General features: G+C 47.1%; 19 protein-coding genes and 2 pseudogenes. 5 read left to right on the top strand and 16 right to left on the bottom strand.

Annotated features, from left to right (window positions below; translation table 11 throughout):
* Window positions 1–152: 152 nt before the first annotated feature.
* The 4 genes from SSCH_RS01395 to SSCH_RS01380 form a co-directional block, all read right to left on the bottom strand.
* On the bottom strand, window positions 153–344 hold the full coding sequence (locus SSCH_RS01395; RefSeq protein WP_044663908.1) for an aldo/keto reductase: 192 nt from the start codon (window positions 342–344) through the stop codon (window positions 153–155).
* A gap of 33 nt (window positions 345–377) precedes the next feature.
* The gene (locus tag SSCH_RS01390; RefSeq protein ID WP_044663907.1) at window positions 378–1,262 is read right to left on the bottom strand and encodes an SWIM zinc finger family protein; all 885 of its coding nucleotides are present in this window, start codon (window positions 1,260–1,262) and stop codon (window positions 378–380) included.
* 298 nt (window positions 1,263–1,560) lie between these two features.
* Complete coding sequence (locus tag SSCH_RS01385; protein WP_044663906.1) at window positions 1,561–4,830, bottom strand: DEAD/DEAH box helicase; 3,270 nt, start codon at window positions 4,828–4,830, stop codon at window positions 1,561–1,563.
* Between the two features lie 351 nt (window positions 4,831–5,181).
* On the bottom strand, window positions 5,182–5,892 hold the full coding sequence (locus SSCH_RS01380) for a transposase (protein WP_269746088.1): 711 nt from the start codon (window positions 5,890–5,892) through the stop codon (window positions 5,182–5,184).
* 239 nt (window positions 5,893–6,131) lie between these two features.
* On the opposite strand from SSCH_RS01380, the gene SSCH_RS01375 reads away from it, so the two are divergent.
* Both SSCH_RS01375 and SSCH_RS20650 read left to right on the top strand, forming a co-directional pair.
* The gene (locus SSCH_RS01375) at window positions 6,132–6,764 is read left to right on the top strand and encodes a Chromate resistance protein ChrB (RefSeq protein WP_156972018.1); all 633 of its coding nucleotides are present in this window, start codon (window positions 6,132–6,134) and stop codon (window positions 6,762–6,764) included.
* Window positions 6,764–7,975 carry an MFS transporter gene (locus SSCH_RS20650; protein ID WP_198142068.1) on the top strand — a complete coding sequence of 404 codons (1,212 nt, stop codon included), beginning with the start codon at window positions 6,764–6,766 and terminating at the stop codon, window positions 7,973–7,975. The genes SSCH_RS01375 and SSCH_RS20650 overlap by 1 nt, the downstream gene beginning before the upstream one ends.
* 117 nt (window positions 7,976–8,092) lie before the next feature.
* On the opposite strand, the pseudogene SSCH_RS21560 reads toward SSCH_RS20650, so the two are convergent.
* From SSCH_RS21560 to SSCH_RS01355, 7 genes and pseudogenes are all read right to left on the bottom strand, one after another.
* A pseudogene (locus tag SSCH_RS21560) lies at window positions 8,093–8,335 on the bottom strand (aminotransferase class V-fold PLP-dependent enzyme); the annotation flags it as partial.
* 14 nt (window positions 8,336–8,349) lie between these two features.
* The gene (locus SSCH_RS21555) at window positions 8,350–8,412 is read right to left on the bottom strand and encodes a hypothetical protein (RefSeq protein ID WP_408645678.1); all 63 of its coding nucleotides are present in this window, start codon (window positions 8,410–8,412) and stop codon (window positions 8,350–8,352) included.
* 4 nt (window positions 8,413–8,416) lie between these two features.
* Window positions 8,417–8,677: pseudogene (locus SSCH_RS17955) on the bottom strand (aminotransferase class V-fold PLP-dependent enzyme); the annotation flags it as partial.
* 15 nt (window positions 8,678–8,692) lie between these two features.
* Window positions 8,693–8,947 carry a homoserine O-succinyltransferase gene (locus tag SSCH_RS18645; RefSeq protein WP_198142066.1) on the bottom strand — a complete coding sequence of 85 codons (255 nt, stop codon included), beginning with the start codon at window positions 8,945–8,947 and terminating at the stop codon, window positions 8,693–8,695.
* Entirely contained in the window at window positions 8,944–9,690 is a 747-nt protein-coding gene (locus tag SSCH_RS20645; protein WP_408645677.1) for a class I adenylate-forming enzyme family protein, read from the bottom strand. Before SSCH_RS20645 ends, SSCH_RS18645 begins: the two co-directional genes overlap by 4 nt.
* Window positions 9,665–10,471 carry an AMP-binding protein gene (locus tag SSCH_RS18635; RefSeq protein WP_198142064.1) on the bottom strand — a complete coding sequence of 269 codons (807 nt, stop codon included), beginning with the start codon at window positions 10,469–10,471 and terminating at the stop codon, window positions 9,665–9,667. Before SSCH_RS18635 ends, SSCH_RS20645 begins: the two co-directional genes overlap by 26 nt.
* A gap of 23 nt (window positions 10,472–10,494) precedes the next feature.
* Window positions 10,495–10,737: an acyl carrier protein gene (locus SSCH_RS01355; RefSeq protein WP_269746086.1), complete on the bottom strand. Its 243-nt coding sequence runs from the start codon at window positions 10,735–10,737 to the stop codon at window positions 10,495–10,497.
* A gap of 346 nt (window positions 10,738–11,083) precedes the next feature.
* Between SSCH_RS01355 and SSCH_RS01350 the strand changes: the two genes are divergently transcribed.
* The 3 genes from SSCH_RS01350 (at window position 11,084) to SSCH_RS01340 (ending at window position 12,357) form a co-directional block, all read left to right on the top strand.
* Window positions 11,084–11,665, top strand: a complete 582-nt coding sequence (locus SSCH_RS01350; protein ID WP_044663902.1) for an acyl-homoserine-lactone synthase — start codon at window positions 11,084–11,086, stop codon at window positions 11,663–11,665.
* A gap of 238 nt (window positions 11,666–11,903) precedes the next feature.
* Window positions 11,904–12,089, top strand: coding sequence for a hypothetical protein (locus SSCH_RS01345; RefSeq protein ID WP_044663901.1), 186 nt, complete (start codon window positions 11,904–11,906; stop codon window positions 12,087–12,089).
* 16 nt (window positions 12,090–12,105) lie between these two features.
* On the top strand, window positions 12,106–12,357 hold the full coding sequence (locus tag SSCH_RS01340; RefSeq protein WP_044663900.1) for a spore coat protein: 252 nt from the start codon (window positions 12,106–12,108) through the stop codon (window positions 12,355–12,357).
* 220 nt (window positions 12,358–12,577) lie between these two features.
* Here the strand turns inward: SSCH_RS01340 and SSCH_RS18630 are convergent, their stop codons facing one another.
* From SSCH_RS18630 to SSCH_RS01320, 5 genes are all read right to left on the bottom strand, one after another.
* Window positions 12,578–12,916 (bottom strand): hypothetical protein, encoded by a 339-nt coding sequence (locus SSCH_RS18630; RefSeq protein ID WP_198142063.1) that lies wholly within the window; start codon window positions 12,914–12,916, stop codon window positions 12,578–12,580.
* A gap of 20 nt (window positions 12,917–12,936) precedes the next feature.
* The gene (locus SSCH_RS18625; protein ID WP_198142062.1) at window positions 12,937–13,410 is read right to left on the bottom strand and encodes an ATP-binding cassette domain-containing protein; all 474 of its coding nucleotides are present in this window, start codon (window positions 13,408–13,410) and stop codon (window positions 12,937–12,939) included.
* A complete protein-coding gene (locus SSCH_RS01330; protein ID WP_084710834.1) occupies window positions 13,397–14,098 on the bottom strand; it encodes a GTP-binding protein in 702 nt (233 codons plus the stop codon). The genes SSCH_RS18625 and SSCH_RS01330 overlap by 14 nt, the downstream gene beginning before the upstream one ends.
* A 30-nt stretch (window positions 14,099–14,128) precedes the next feature.
* Window positions 14,129–14,974: an ABC transporter substrate-binding protein gene (locus tag SSCH_RS01325; RefSeq protein ID WP_044663899.1), complete on the bottom strand. Its 846-nt coding sequence runs from the start codon at window positions 14,972–14,974 to the stop codon at window positions 14,129–14,131.
* A gap of 213 nt (window positions 14,975–15,187) precedes the next feature.
* The gene (locus SSCH_RS01320; RefSeq protein WP_044663898.1) at window positions 15,188–15,793 is read right to left on the bottom strand and encodes a class I SAM-dependent methyltransferase; all 606 of its coding nucleotides are present in this window, start codon (window positions 15,791–15,793) and stop codon (window positions 15,188–15,190) included.
* Window positions 15,794–15,858: the final 65 nt, after the last annotated feature.

Below are 15,858 nucleotides of genomic sequence, written 5' to 3'. Positions count from 1 at the left end.
GGCACCCTTGTCTTTGACATTATGCAGTTGGTAAAGGTCAAGATAATTCCACACCCAGGGCATCAGGCTTTTTGTCTATATCCTCAGCCATTCCCTTTTTTATCCCGGGCCATTGGATTTGGTGGCGATGATCACCTTATCTCTGTGTTTTTTCAGTTGCTGCACCGTAGTTTTTCTTCACTATCAGTGTAACCTCTGGCGGTATCAAAGAAGTTGATGCCCAGTTCTATGGCACGGTTAACAACCTTTTCTGTACTGGATGCATCAATCCGCTGGATAGGGATACCGCCAAAACCTACTACAGATACTTGCAAATCCGTTTTCCCGAGCCTTCTGTATATCATTTAAATCCCCCTGTATGATTTATTTACTGCTAATTATTCTTCACCCTCTTCTCCAGTGTACAACTTCACGCCTGTTTTGGAAACACCCTCATATACAGGTTCCAGCATCGCAAGCAGTGATTCCTCTCCCTGCCAGAAAGGAAACTCACCCAGCTGCTTGAGCAGGGCTGAAAACGCCTCTGAAGCAATATCCGGTTTTAAAATATCTTCTGACAGCTGGCTGCCTTCCCAAAATACTTTGGGATCCGCCGGGAGAACCAATTCTCCTGCACACCCTGCTGCCATGCTCATCTCCCATTCATCCTCCAAGAAATCCTCAGGAGATGCTGCACCATCAAGCATTGTCATCAGTTCATCCCGATCCAGGCCTCTCAGTTTGAAGATCAGGAAAGGATTCCGGTCAAACTCCTCCCCCAGCAGGTAGTACACAGCAGCTATATGCTTGCAGGGATTTGACCAGTCGGGACAGGAGCAGTCTGTCTCCAGGTCGATCATCTCCTCTGGAAACAAGGAAAGCCCTGCATCCTCAAAAATGTCCTCAATGTCATCCGGCATCTCCCCTGCCAACAGACTGGCCATAAAAACCGGCTGTGACGCCAGACAGCTGACCACCTTTTTCCACTCGGTCTTGGAAAACGGTTTTAGTATGATCTCAACCTGATAGGGTCTGGAGCGGGAACCCTGTACACTAGCTGTCACCTTTCCGCAGTCTACTTCAATGGACAAAACCTGTCCCTGCCGCGCATAGCGGCGGCCTCGGGTGAGACGCGCACCCAGGTTGAAGCTTTCTAAGACAGCTATCCACCTTTTGCTCCACCAATTCTCGACAAATGCTCCTCTTTTGGACCTGGCCTTAATCCCGCCCTTCGCAGCACGCGGCCGTGACTTCGGATAAACATTAAAATCATCGTAGAGCATTTTTCATTCTCTCCCTTACTACTACAGCGAAAAATACATTAAAAACAGGCTTTAATACCCCTTGAAAAAAATCGCAAAAGCATCAACGCTTTATTTCTTCAAGGATGATTTGGAATTTTCACTGAAGTTCTATATGAAAATATAGCTATCGAATGCCTGAAGCCGCAAGTCTGATGCCGGATGTTTCCAGGAGCTGCTGAGCACTGACACAGCGATATTCCCACCTTCGGCTACTGTTTTCTTCCTCTGATGATATTGCCATAAAGCGGCATAACGCAGCATAACGCAGCAATGAGATTTACCATTCACCGATAGCCTCTTCCCGCAGGGCCATCAGGTCCTTGAACTCCTCAGTGGAGAGCTCTGTCAACCAGGACTCCCCACTCCCCACGATATCTTCTGCAAGCTGGACCTTGCGCTCAATCATCTCGTCGATCCTTTCCTCGATGGTCCCCCGGCAGAGAAACTTGTAAACCTGCACATTCTTTTGTTGGCCAATCCTAAAGGCGCGGTCTGTGGCCTGGTTTTCCACAGCCGGGTTCCACCAGCGGTCAAAGTGAAACACATGGTTTGCCCTTGTGAGATTCAGTCCGGTACCCCCCGCTTTGATCGTTAAAATAAAAAATGGGGGGCCACCTTCACCCTGAAAGATATCCACCATCTGGTCGCGTTCTTTTTTTGACACACCACCGTGCAGATATAATACAGGATAACCGAAGGTTTCCATTAAATATCTCTGCAGCAGCTTCCCCATTTCCGCAAACTGGGTGAAGATCAATGCCCTTTCCCCTGCAGCCAGTATTTCCTCAGACATTTCTGTAAGGCGAATCAGTTTTCCGGACCGGCCGGCAAGTGCCGAATTGTCTTTCAGAAACTGGGCAGGGTGATTGCATACCTGTTTGAATTTGGTGAGGGCAGAGAGAATCAAACCCTTCCTTTCGATCCCCTCGCTCTCTTCTAAAGCTGCTTCAATTTCCTTGATCACTGCGGCATAAAGGGATGCTTGTTCCTGTGTCAGTGGGCAAAAAACCTTCATTTCCATCTTATCCGGCAGATCATCGATGATGCTCCGGTCGGTTTTGAGTCGCCTCAGAATAAAGGGACGTGTCAGGTGCTTCAGGGCATCAGCGGCCTCCCGATTCCGGTGCACCTGTATAGGAACCAGGAAAAAACGCTTGAATTCTGCCTGATTGCCCAGAAAACCCGGGTTTAGGTACTCCATCAGTGACCATAGATCTCCCACATTATTCTCCACCGGGGTGCCTGTGAGGGCAAGACGGTAATCCGCTTCCAGTGACCGCGCAGCTCTGGCCTGTTGAGTCTGCGGATTTTTAATGTTTTGGGCCTCATCAAGAATAACACCATCCCAATGCACCTTCTGGAAAAGATCCCCTTCCCTGCCCAGCAGGGCATAGCTGGAAATCACCACTGCGTGTTCAGCAGCGTCCTTCTTAAATGCTTTATCCTTCTTTCTTGAGGGTCCGTGGTGTATAAGCACAGGCAGTTCAGGTGTAAATCGGGCAGCCTCCTTTTCCCAGTTGGCAATCACAGATGTCGGGCAGATCAACAAAACAGGGCCTCGTTCACCCTGTTCATAGCGGTGCTGGAGCAAAGCCAAAGACTGGATTGTTTTACCCAGGCCCATATCATCGGCCAGACAGGCACCGAACCCTATTTCGCTCAGGAAATTGAGCCAGGCATAACCCCGGGTCTGGTAGGGGCGCAGCTCCCCCTGAAATCCTTGTGGAGGGGGCACATCTGTACAGGATTTTTCTCCTTCCAGTCGCTCCAGCAAATCACCCATCCAGCCGGAGGCATCAAGGCTTTCCAAAGTGAGATTCTCCGGTTGATGTACTGCCCCAAGGGAAAGCTTCACGATATCGCGGGCAGTCATCTGCTGGCTCGCCTTTTTCATCCAGAAGTCCAGGGCCGTCTTGATCTCTCCGGCATCCACCTCTACCCACTGTCCGCGCAGTTTTACAAGGGGTGACTTGAGCCGGGCCAGGGCATCCAATTCCTGTGGTGAGAGCACCTCATCCCCCAGGGCGACTTCCCAGTCGAAGGAAACCACCTGGTTCATATCCAAACCGCCACCTGATTGAAAGGGAGGGGAAGATACCTTGCCTCTTATCGACAGCCTCGCCTTACTGCCTTTCTTTGTCCACCAGGAAGGAAGCATCACACCGAAGCCTGCCTGGCGCAGCAGAGGAGCCTGGTTATGCAGAAACTCAAATGCCCCGCTGCTGTCCAGTGTAAAACCTGCAGGGACACCCGATTTAATACTTTCCTCCACCTGAGGGGAGAAACAAGCGGCCTGGCCCAGGGCGGTCAGCATGAACTCCCGCAGCAGACCCCGTTTTCCCCCTTTGAACTTTAACTTCACCCTGCCATCCCAGGCATCTGCAGCAGGAATCAACAAACTGGGGTCATCCCTGAGCTGCAGGAAATAGCGCACCATCCAGGTTTCTTCCCTACGGTCTGCTTTCTTCTTTTTAGGAGACTCCTTCTGTTTCTTTGCAGCTGATTTCTCCACAACTGGTTTCTCAGCATTCAGCTGCTTTTCTCCTGACTTCCCAATTACCGGCCCTTCTGTTCCCTTCCCTGCACCTGGCTGTTCCGCTCTTTTCTCCACTGCAGATTCAGTTCCTGACTCCTCTATTCCCGGTTCCTCCAGGCGAAAACAAAAGCGGTAGGGTGCTGCTGAAAGGGTATAGACCTTACGGCGCCATTCCTTTACCTGGGATGTCAGCTTTACCAGTTCCGCTGTGTCTCCCTCAAGCTGTCCCGAAGGTGCTCTCAGAGCAGCCAGCCACCGCTCATGAATACTGGTATTACCCGCTGCTTTACCCCGCTTTTTTTTCGGTTTGCCCTGTTGCAGTGCAGCTTCCTGACGCACCAGGGCATCGATCAGCATAGCGGTAAAACTGCGCAAAACAGTTGGTGCATGGGCATCTGGAGGCACAGCATCCGGGGTCAGGCAATAACAGGCTGCCGGCATCCTATCCGCCAGAGCAACCAGATTCTCCATATCTTCTCCCAAGAACACCGGCTCCCAGAAAGCAACAAAGGCGCCGTTCTTCTGCTTAACTCCCGGCAGGAAGCGGCCGGCGGCAGCCAGGGAACCGGCAAAGCGCAAGGCCATTACCCAAAATGAAACATCTCCCCCGATCACCACTCCAGGTACCAGATTCCTGTGCCCCGCACAAGCTGTAAGCAGAGCAATCACCTCATCTGGCAGCAAGGTTATGGGTGTCACCTCCCAGGGCCGGATCTCCGGTTCCTGAGCAGCTGGAGGCGGTTCCGACACAAGCAGGCTGGATCCCACCGGCTGATCTTTCAGAGAGGGCATCCAGGCAATCATGGCCGGCCCTGCCTTTTGCCCGCGTTTTACTTTTATTCCGGCCACGGCCAGAGCATCTCCCAGTTTCACCCGGGAAACATTAAAAGGTGACAGCATCGGTTTGGGGTTTTTAGGGGGTCGCCCCCGGCGTTTAGGGATACGCTCCGCAGGCGTCTCCCCCCACAAATAACAGCTTCCGGCAAAAAAACTCAGGTGTAGTACAATCATCTGTTTCTCCTTATAAAATAACATCTGGGGCGAGACGCGGGGACGGTTCTCGCGTCTCACTCATCTGAGACAAGGGGACGGTTCTCGCGTCTCACTCGCGTCTCATAACACCAGCGAAACACGGGGACCGGGACTGGGACTGGGACTCGGGGATGATTCTCGGGTCACCACTATTTAACTATCCTATTGATCGCACATTGATAAGACGCGTGGACAGGGGCAACCAAGATAGGCCGCTACACATAGTGGGTGGGAATCCCGCTGGACCCCGCTGGACAAGGTTTAGCAAACATCAGTAGCCATCCTTGCGGTGGGACCCGGAGGCGCGGGGACGGTTCTCACGTCTCCTCTTTATCTGACTATCCTATTGATTGCGCTTTTATCCATATTTAAGACTTTGGCCATCTTCCTTTGTGACAATTTTGTTCTTTCCCTTATTTCGCATACAATTTTATTCCTTATCATAATATCATTGTAATCTTTTAGATTTTCAGGTGTCAATTGATATTCTTTCAGAATGTCATGAATTATTTTCAATGCCTCACTGTGGTTTATTTCCTCTTCCTCAATATCAAGAAACTGGTTTTTGTCCTGTTTTCCCATAAACTCCGCAAACAATTTTACTGCCTTTTCTTCATCACTGTGAAACATTTCAAGTATATATTTACGGTCTATTATCTTGCCCTGCTCGTCATTTTCACCCAAATACTCACAATAACTACTCCATTTATAATTCTTTGCATGCTTTACTATTCCTGCTTTTACGGGATTTTGATGAATATATCTGATCACTGCCAGGAGATATCTATCATCCTCTACTGGCTCACTCTTAAACCTATCCTGAAAAAGGTGGCCTACCCTCGAGTATTTTCGGTTGAAGTAACCAGCATAGGATATGTTTATACTTTTCATTATCCTAGAAACACTATCTTGTCTCTCATCAATAACTAAGTGCACATGATTATCCATTAGACAATAAGCATAAACAGAGTAGCCATTATTTTCGTTTTTTAATGAAAGTATCGTCATAAAGCGTTGTTTGTCTTCGTCATCTAAAAATATTTGCTTTTTTTTTCATTACCTCGTTCCATCACATGATAAATTTTGCTTTTGCTTAGCCTTCTGCTTTGCCTGGGCATATAAGTCACCTCAGGTATTTTTTTGTATTGTTTGTATTGATTATAGCACAATAAAACATGGAAAACATAGTAGATTATATGTTCTATGGAAAAGGATGTTTTTATGATAATTTAAAATATTTATGAGACGCGATAAGACGCGAGAACCGTACCCCTGTCTCAATGAGACGCGAGAACCGTCCCCGCGTCTCATTGACAAATTCTACTTCTAAGCATAGAATCAATGTAACGCGCATTACAGATACGGAGATGGCCATGGCAGATAGATATTTATTCATTCTCTACAGCCTCCCTTCAGAGCCGTCGAGAATCCGGGTGGCGGCATGGAGGGCCATGAAAAAGCTTGGAGCGCTCAATGTCCAGCAGTCCCTCTGGATGCTTCCCCGGTATCCTGGAGTTGACCAGGAGATCGCACAAATAGCAGAGACTATAGAAAGTGATGGAGGAAGTGTCTCTATTGTTGTGGGGGAGTTTGTCTACGGAAAAGAAGATATTATCGCTAAATTCAACCAGGAAAGGGAACAGGAATACACAGAACTGCTCAGCTACTGTCAAAGTTTTCACGAAGAAATACGAACAGAAACAGAAAAAAAGAATTTCACTTTTTCTGAACTGGAAGAGAATGAAGAAGAATTCAACAAACTGACAGGATGGTTCAAAAAGATCAAAAAAAGAGACTGCTTTAATTCTCATGTAGGGAAAACAGCAGCAAAAGAAATTGAAAAATGCAAAAGTGAACTCCAAGAATTCGCTCAAAAAATATATGAACAGCATGTATCAAATAAGGTGAGATAATGGAAAAACAAACACCGGAGCTAATGCCGGAACAAAAAGAGAGAAAGGTTCTTGGCCTGGAGCGAAATATCTTTTTTACAGGGATAACGAGTTTTTTGACTGATACCTCGGTAAAAATGATCTACTCTGTCATGCCTTTATTTCTTATGTCTATCGGGGCATCTAAAACTGAGCTTTCCCTGATCGAAGGAATCGCAGAGAGCACATCCGCTCTGCTCAAAGCCATTTCCGGCTGGTGGAGCGACAAAATCGGCAAAAATAAGCCTTTCATGGTTTTCGGTTATGCGGTTACAGCCGTAATCACCCCTCTTTATGCCCTGGTTGTCTCCCCCTTACAGGTTCTGTTCTTGAGATTTATTGAAAGAACCGGCAAAGGCGTCAGAACCGCTCCCAGAGACAGTTTGATCGCGGGTTCCGCCGGAGAAAAGGAGCGGGGGAAAGGTTTTGGCTTTCACAAAGCGATGGATAACGCCGGGGCGATTCTGGGCCCCCTCCTGGCATTCTGGCTGCTGTTGACTTTCCCAGGCAATTACCGCAGGATTTTTTTAATTGCCACAATCCCTGCTGTACTTGGTGTGATTACAGTTTTGCTGTTTATTAAGGAAGCAAAAAAGCGCAAAGAAGACCTGCCAGGGAAAATCCGGCTGAAGGACTTCTCTAAAAGATATTACTTGTTTTTACTTATCGCTGTCATCTTCACCCTGGGCAACTCCACAGACGCCCTGCTCCTTGTCAAAGCGGAAGAAGTGGGAATCAAGGTGGCCATGATTCCACTTGTTTATATGATTCTCAACTCTGTTGCTGTGTTTTTGTCTGTACCCATGGGCTCACTTTCGGATCGAATAGGCAGAGAAAAATTGATCATCTTCGGATTCTTACTGTATAGTTTGGTTTATTTCGGGTTTGGTACGACACAGGGTAAAGGGATGATACTTGTTCTCTTTGCCTTATACGGTGTTTACAGTGCAGCAACCGATGGAGTCCAGAAGGCATTGGTATCAGATCTTGTTGATAAAGACAGAAAAGGAACCGCTCTTGGTCTATATAACGCCATTCTCGGGATAACTCTTCTACCCGCAAGTCTGATAGCTGGGGTTTTATATGATAATGTCAGTTCCATGGCTGCCTTTTACTTTGGAGCGATTATGGCCTTCATCGCTGCTATTATGATGTTTATTTTCTACAAAACCAAACCGCGGAGAGCAGTATAACAGAATGGCCGTCCTTGTAATAAGGAACAGGTGACAGGCTTACAGTCGGGGTTGGGGACAGTCAGTGCCGCTTGTCTTTTTGGGAAAGGTGACAAACAAAACGTCCCACTGCCATCATCATCCTGCAAGATCGCGTAGACTACAAATGAGTCGTTCTACATGATTGTACCTGTTATAATATCCAAAACTAACTCTCACAGTGCCTGCCGGGAATGTACCGATGGTTTTATGTGCAGCGGGAGCACAATGCAGCCCTGTGCAAACTCCAATATTGAATGCCTGATCCAGAATCGTTCCCACCAAAGTACCATCCATTGATTCCAGTGTAAAAGATACCACACCTGTCTGAGGTCCCACGGGATCACAATAGAGCCTTAAGGTTGTACCGAAATGTCCTGGCCAAGAACAAGAACACCTACCCCCATGGGGCCAATCAATCCTTTATGCCCCGGAGCAGCGATAACATCTACCCCAAGCTGTCATCGTTTTATCCACAGCTATGTAAACCTGCTCTGGTTTTAGCCATGTTATTGCGGCATTATCTAGATAGATAAACTCCTCACTCATTTCAGTTTTCTCTCCCATGCGCCTATCGTTCACCACCGGCTGCAGCCGCACCCCTTTTCTTTTATAGAGAGCACCGAATCCCTTTGGGCCGTATATTTTATGGCTGGAAAGGGTAAGGAGATCAGCCCTGAGAGCGTTTACATTAAAGGCTTATCCGATTTCATTTAAATCATAAGGTGTTTCCTGGTACACATAATAGTTCAGCCAGTTAGAAAAAAGCAATATCAGTGCTGGCAGCAGCGGTTCCAGCTCTACCCCCTGCTCCTGTAAATACCTGCGGCTGCCGATGAGGATGCATCTATCATCCAGAACAGCCTTGACCTCCTTGCCGGGCACCGCCTGGAACTCCCGGGGATCAGTTATCTCCAAGCCAGGTAAACGCTTGAAAGCCCCCAAAGTCATCATGATCCTTGATTAATAACATTATACTGCTTTCTGAGCTGTTTTTTGTCGATTTTTCCGGTAGCTGTTTTCGGCAGGCTGTCAACAAAGATCACCTGCCGTGGACATTTGAAGTTTGCCAGCGTCCTGCGGCAGTAAAGAATGAGTTCCTCTGCTGTTGTTGTGGCACCGGCCTTTAATACAACTAGGGCCAATGGTACCTCTCCCCGCAGTTCTTCAGGTATCCCAATGACAGCAGCTTCAGCAACTCTAGGATGCCTTAAAAGGCAGTCTTCGATCTCCCTGGGATAAACGTTGAGGCCGCCAACAATAATCATGTCCTTTTTGCGGTCCAGGATGTAGACATATCCGTCCTCATCCACTTTACCCATGTCACCTGTATAGAACCACCCATCCTTTATGGCTTCAGCTGTTGCCTCCGGCCGCTTAAGGTAGCCCTGCATTACATTGGGCCCCTTGATGCAGATCTCTCCAATTTCACCTGCGGTAAGTTCTCTATCAGCATCATCAACAATTTTAACCCACACACCATTCAGGGGTGGCCCCACAGACCCCAGTTTACGCAGTTCCGGAGGATTTACATAGGCAACAGGAGAGGTTTCTGTTGGCCCATCCCCTTCAAGGATAATGATCTTGTATTTCTCCTCAAAGACCTGCATAAGTTCTACCGGTGTGGGTGCTCCACCGGCTATACAAAGGCGCAGAGATTGAAGGTCATAATCATTCGGCTTCTCTAGAACTGACAAAAGAAAAGCAAACATGGTAGGTATACCGCAAAAAAAAGGTGATTTTTTTTGAAGTAATTTCTCGAAGAACAAGATCTGGGTGGAACTGAGGCAAAACAACAATGCTTCCCCCGGTATAAAGAGGACACAACAACGTAGCCATCAAGGCAAAGGAGTGAAAAAGTGGCAAAACACAGAGGTGTTGATCCCGAGAATCCATCTGGATGCGCTCCGTGCTGGCCTGGACATCAAAGACCAGATTGCTGTGTGACAGCAGAGCTCCTTTCGGCTTGCCGGTGGTACCGGATGTGAACAGACAGGCAGCGATATCATTCGGCTTGATGGCTATCTCTACAGGTTCAGCAGGCATATTAAGAAGCTCCCTGTACGATACAATTCGATCACCGGTTTCGCCCCCGGTGACAAGCACCCTTTGCAGTGTGGGAATATCATGCCAGATCCTTTTGATCATCGGCAGGAAGGATTGCCCGGTAATCAGAAAAACAACTTCAGCTTGGTTTAAAAGGTATTTAACCTCTTCATCCTTATAGAGAGGATTCATAGGAACAACCACCCCTCCCGCCCTGATAATGGCAAAGTAAGAGTAGACAAAATCCGAACAGTTGCCCAGAAGTAGACCAACCATCTCCTGCCGCTTAAGACCCAGGTTGAGCAGCCCCCTGGCCAAATTGTCAACGCATTGGTCTAGACTTTTGTATGTTACAAGGTGATTATCAAAATGGATAGCTGTTTTATCGGGAAAACGCCTGGCTGTATTACGTAACAATTCAGAAACAGACATAATCACTAACCTCCTTTTCCTTATCAGACTGGACTAGTATGTCTTGCTATATAATCCACAATATCCCCTACAGTCTGTATATTTACGAGATCTTCCGGAGGCATTTTTATTTCAAACATATCCTCTAAATCACTCAATAACTGGACAATATCCAAAGAATCTGCCCCAAGATCCTCAAGAAAACGCGTTTTTAATGTCAACTCCCCCTCAAAAATAAACTGCTTCTCTAATACAGGTTTTATCTTTGCGAATATTAATTCTGGCAACTGTATTACCCCCTTTATCCCAACCATGAAAATAGAAGTCGGAAGCCAGATGTCGGGAAGTCAGAAGTTGTGAAAAATCTGCCTTCTGCTAGTTCCTCAACCTTCGACTTCGGTTCTATTTTCATTCTTTGATGGTGCCACCATGGCGGCGTTGGCGTCTATCTGGTTAATCCCAACTTGCCATCAATGAGCGCGTTGATTGGCAGTACATGGTGGTTAATGTAAAGTATGATATTGTTTGGCATATGGTGCCAATTTTTTTTCTTTCATCACCACTGAGTATTGGGCGAATAGAATAGATTACACTAGATTTTTTATGGCAACCAATGCCAGTGGGGGAAAAATAATGGAATACCGTGTTGTCAAAACTATAAAGGAAAAGGAAGATGTTTTTAGTCTGCGGTACAGGGTTTTCTGCCTGGAAAAAAAATGGCTTAACCCTGAAGAATACCCCGATGGAAAAGAAACAGACGAATACGATCAACATTCGGTCCATTTTCTTGCCGCGAACGATACAAGTAAGATCGTTGGAACTGCGCGAGCGATCTTTCCATCTGAATTAGGCCTACCTGTATTTAATAACTTTGAGGATATTGCCACCCCAGATGATGTGGAGCGGTATGTCGAACTCTCCCGGTTGATCGTTGCTAAAGAAACGAGGGGTTTAACTGTTACTATAGGATTATTAAAATCGATACTCAACTGGTGTTTATACGAGGGTATAACAACCGCTTTTGTTATTGTTGAAGAAAGGATGTTAAACTTCCTGCTAAGATTGGGATACCCCTTCCGGAAGGCGGGTCCGGGGAAATTCTATTTTGGGGCGTACACCACCCCAGCCTATGTAACATTAAGCGAACTCAGTAAGACATTAGAACTTATGGACATTAAAAAACAGAAACTTTTTGTGGAGATCTTTATCCTCTGAAATCCAACATAGTACGGACAATTATATGACAGAAGGAGACTGTCCCCTTGCCACATAAAGCGTGACAAAAGAATTGTTCCCGCGTCCGTCACCGCGTCCGTCACCGCGTCCGTCACCGCGTCCGTCACCGCGTCCCGCGACGCGAGTGAGACGCGAGAACCGTCACCGCGTCTCAAGCGAATAAATTGGCGAATACTTGATAAACTAATACCAAATAAACAAGAAGGAGGAAAAATAATTGCCACAATTAAACCAAATGGAACTGCAGAACCTGAGACACTTCATCGGTTCACATGAAACTGCCGCCCAGAAACTAAAAACTTATGCGCAGCAATGCCAAGATCCGCAGATCAAGCAGATGTTTCAAAAGTCGGCACAGGATGCTGAAAACACAATGCAAAGATTCCTGTCATTTTTACAATAATAAGGGAGGGAATAGAATGCAAGAAAAAGACATGGTCAATGATGTTTTATCTATGATCAACAGCAGTTTAACCGGATACGCCAACGCCATCGCCCAAACATCAAACCAGCAGCTCAGGCAGGTGCTCCAGCAGACACGGGATGCAGATGAGCAATTCCAGTATAAGCTCTACCAGGTAGCAGAGCAAAAGGGATACTACCAACCGGCACCGGAGGCAAACTCTAATGACATACAGCAAATACGCGCTTCCTTTACTCAAAGACGATAATTATCACTGAACATAAGAGGGAAGCCTTGTTGATCAAGGTTTCCCCTCATACCCTCAGGATTAATGTTAAATCCACCGTCCTGCTTCCCATGGCCTATCACTTTAGGGAAACAGGATCGAAGATCGCATTGTTATTCAATTGTTGATTCCACACGGCATAAAGTACCACCTTAGGTTAGCAGCTTAACGCATAACCGCCATCCACAGCTGTTAACAAATGTTAAAGCAGAGTTTCCGCTATGGAATCATTGTTTAATTGCCAATCTTTCACCTCCAACCCCTGCAGACAATCTTCGCTTACAGTACACCCCTTTCGGAGCTGATCTCGAAGAAAAGTAATTTCTTTATTTATTTGCTCCAATTTTTGAAGGAGCAGCCGTTCTTCCGGTGTAGTGGTATGAAGTCTGAACATGCCGCCGTTTTTCATGACAACCCGCCTGTCAGCCAGCAGGGCCAACATGGGGTCATGGGTGACCAGCACCACTATTTTATCCTGCAGTGTCAGCCCTTTCAGTGCCGCCAAACGGTCAATACCTGCGTTTTCAATCTCATCGATCAAAACCACAGGTGCATCACTGATTAAGCTACATCCGCCACCATCAGGGCACGTGATTGCCCACCGCTTAACACTGTGAGTTTATCCTTGCCGCTGATTGCTTCACCACTTAACCGGTTGGCATAGTTGATTACCTGTTCTGCCAGTTCTTCCGGCTGTTCAAGACTGCGGCTGCGGGCGTGCAGACAAAGGAAATCCCTGACACTCATATCCATAACAAAATTCATGTTCTGTGAGACTTCAGCCGCCATCCCCCGTAACAACCTGTCCTCGGCAAACTCAGCAGCCGGCACCTGGTTGATCAGGATATGGCGCTGTGATGGGGTTTCACCGTCAGCCCACTGCTCAATATCGGCAATAAGCATGCTCTTTCCTGAACCGGTAGTCCCAACAACCGCAAGAATCTCTCCCGCCTTAATTTCCAGCATGGAAACTGCTTCTGCTGCGCCATCTTTGTCTTTTCCTCCCACTACTGTAACAGAATTAATCATGCTCATTCCTTCCAAAATCCACCTTCTTAATATTACCCATCTGATAACTGCTGCCGATCAAGGTTTCCCCGGTACAGTAAGAACAAATGGCTGCAGGCATGGAGCAGCGCAGTTCTTTGCCTTCTATCTGATCGATGGGTGTGCATTCCAGTATGCTCTTTTTCAGCTTCAAGGTACCCTGTCCATTGAGCCCGTTAATTGCAAAGATCAGGGCCTCCGGATTTACCATTTCCACTCGCTGACGGAAAACCTCCCGCTCCGCCTGTGATACAATATCCCCTTTGCTGATCACCACAATATCGGCAGTGCTCAGCATCGGTCCCACCTTCTGCGGAGTATCAATACCGCTTAAATTATCGATCACACAAATAGACAGGCACCCCTCCACCGCTGGGGCACAGCGATGACAAAGCCCCGCCGTCTCCAGGATTAATACCTCTGCACTGTGATTACACGCCCAGTTGAAGACCTCCTCCAGGTTAACGGCAAAAAAGTGGTCGGGACACAGGTATTCGCTCAAGCCAACTGCTACCGGAATACCAAGGGCACGGTAACTCTGGTCATCAGAAGTATTCAAGCAATCCATTTTGCAGGCCGCCACTTTAAGCCCCTCCTGCAGCAAATGCCTGATCGTATGAAGCATTACTGCTGTCTTCCCGGATGAAGGAAGGCCGGAAACAATGACAAAACGCAAAAACAACACCTACTTTCTCTCTATAGCTGGCTAAACTGTCATCCTTAAAAACTCATCCCAACCCATCCAGATGAGATGGAGGTCATCCTTCTGCAATAATGCCGGAATTTCACCGGTTGCTGCCGGAATAAATCCCTGCATAGCAAAAAAGTCTTGTATTACCGGTGAAAGTATATAATCCACGATCTTTTCTACCAATTCGCCCTTCCCCTTACCGATGGCGATAACCTGAGGCATGCAGAACGCCCCTTCCTTGATCCACAAAATACCGGTGTTTTTATGCCGTGACACTCTGGAGAAAGCGATGTTGACCATTCCATAGTGATAATCACCCTGGTCAACAGCGGTAACTACCTCTATAGGGCTGCCCTGAAAAACACAATTGTCAATAAAATTCTGATATGTATCAGGATAGTATTTCTTCATCGCCCCCACCAGGACACGGGATATGGTGCGCTCGCTGTCAGGAATCCTGATCTTCCCGGAGTAAATAGGGTCTTGGAAATCCTGCCAGCTCACCGGGCGCTTTTCCCCAACCAGGTTCTTATTGTAAATTACTCCAAAGGGGATTATGGTGATGGGATGGAAGCGGCAGCGCTGATCCCTGAATCCCTGGCTTTGCAATTGTTCGCCCAAAGGTAAACCGGGGATTTCCTCAAAACTATTCCTGACATCCTGCTCAGATAAACGGCCAAAATCTGTGGCATGACCAATATAAAGAGCAGGAGGCATACCCTTCTCCACACTTGTCAATAGGGTGTCTTCACTTCCCAGCCGGTGTGGCTCATCATAAATATCAAATTCCGTGTCACAGCCGGTATATTCCTTCTGGATGAACTCCCGGATCATGTTTGAGAAAGCCCGACTTATATTCATGGGACAGTGTAATATTATCCTCTCCACTGGCTACACTCCTTTGTCCATTTTGATAATGCCCTTTTATCAGATGATTCAACTTAAAAAAATCAATTTTCGTTCGCAGTACTGCCACATAGTGGGCAACCTAACGTAGAACCACCATCCGCAACGGATAACAAATGTAATAACAGGTTTCCGCAGTGGAATCATAAGATATTTTAGCACCAGGCTTTATAGATGTTTATGTATTTCAATCCACCTGCCCTTGTCTCCCGGCGCATCACTTATAACTCTAAAACTGGGTATCCCAGCCTCAATGGCCAGCTCTTTCATCTGCTCCAGGGAAATTCTTTTTCCCCCCTTCTTCTCCAGCGTATTCTTGCGTACTCCAGACAGACGCTCCCTCATCGTCCAGGGTGCATAACGGCCGAGCCCGCCGCCAACAAATGCAGTCCCGCCAACTTTTAACACCCTGTGTATTTCAGCCAATCCCATTGCCATATCATCCCAGAACCAGATCGACCCACGGCTGACAATAAAATCAGCAAATTTATCGTCAAAAGGCAGCTTCTTGCAGACATCAGCCTGTACAAAAAATACCTCATTGTCGATATCGGCTTCTGCAACCGTTTCCTTGGCCGAATCCACTGCCTCAGCCTCAATATCGATGAAGTAGATGCTCATGTGAGTGATTTTAGCAATTTCTACTCCCACAAAACCTTTGCCTGTACCAACATCAAGACAGATGCCGCTGTTCAAATCATAGTCATCAACACACTGCTGTGCCAATAGTGGATAAATGGGCATCATCGAGCCGTAGGAACTGGATTTCAGCATTGCGATTTCCTCCTCAGTACCTGTATTTTCTATGCATAATTTATTGTATTACCTGATTATTCTGT

Source organism: Syntrophaceticus schinkii (assembly GCF_000946815.1).
Taxonomy (GTDB): Bacteria; Bacillota; DSM-12270; order Thermacetogeniales; family Thermacetogeniaceae; genus Syntrophaceticus; species Syntrophaceticus schinkii.
Note: the sequence above shows the minus strand (reverse complement) of the source record. Positions and strands in the feature narration are given on the sequence as shown.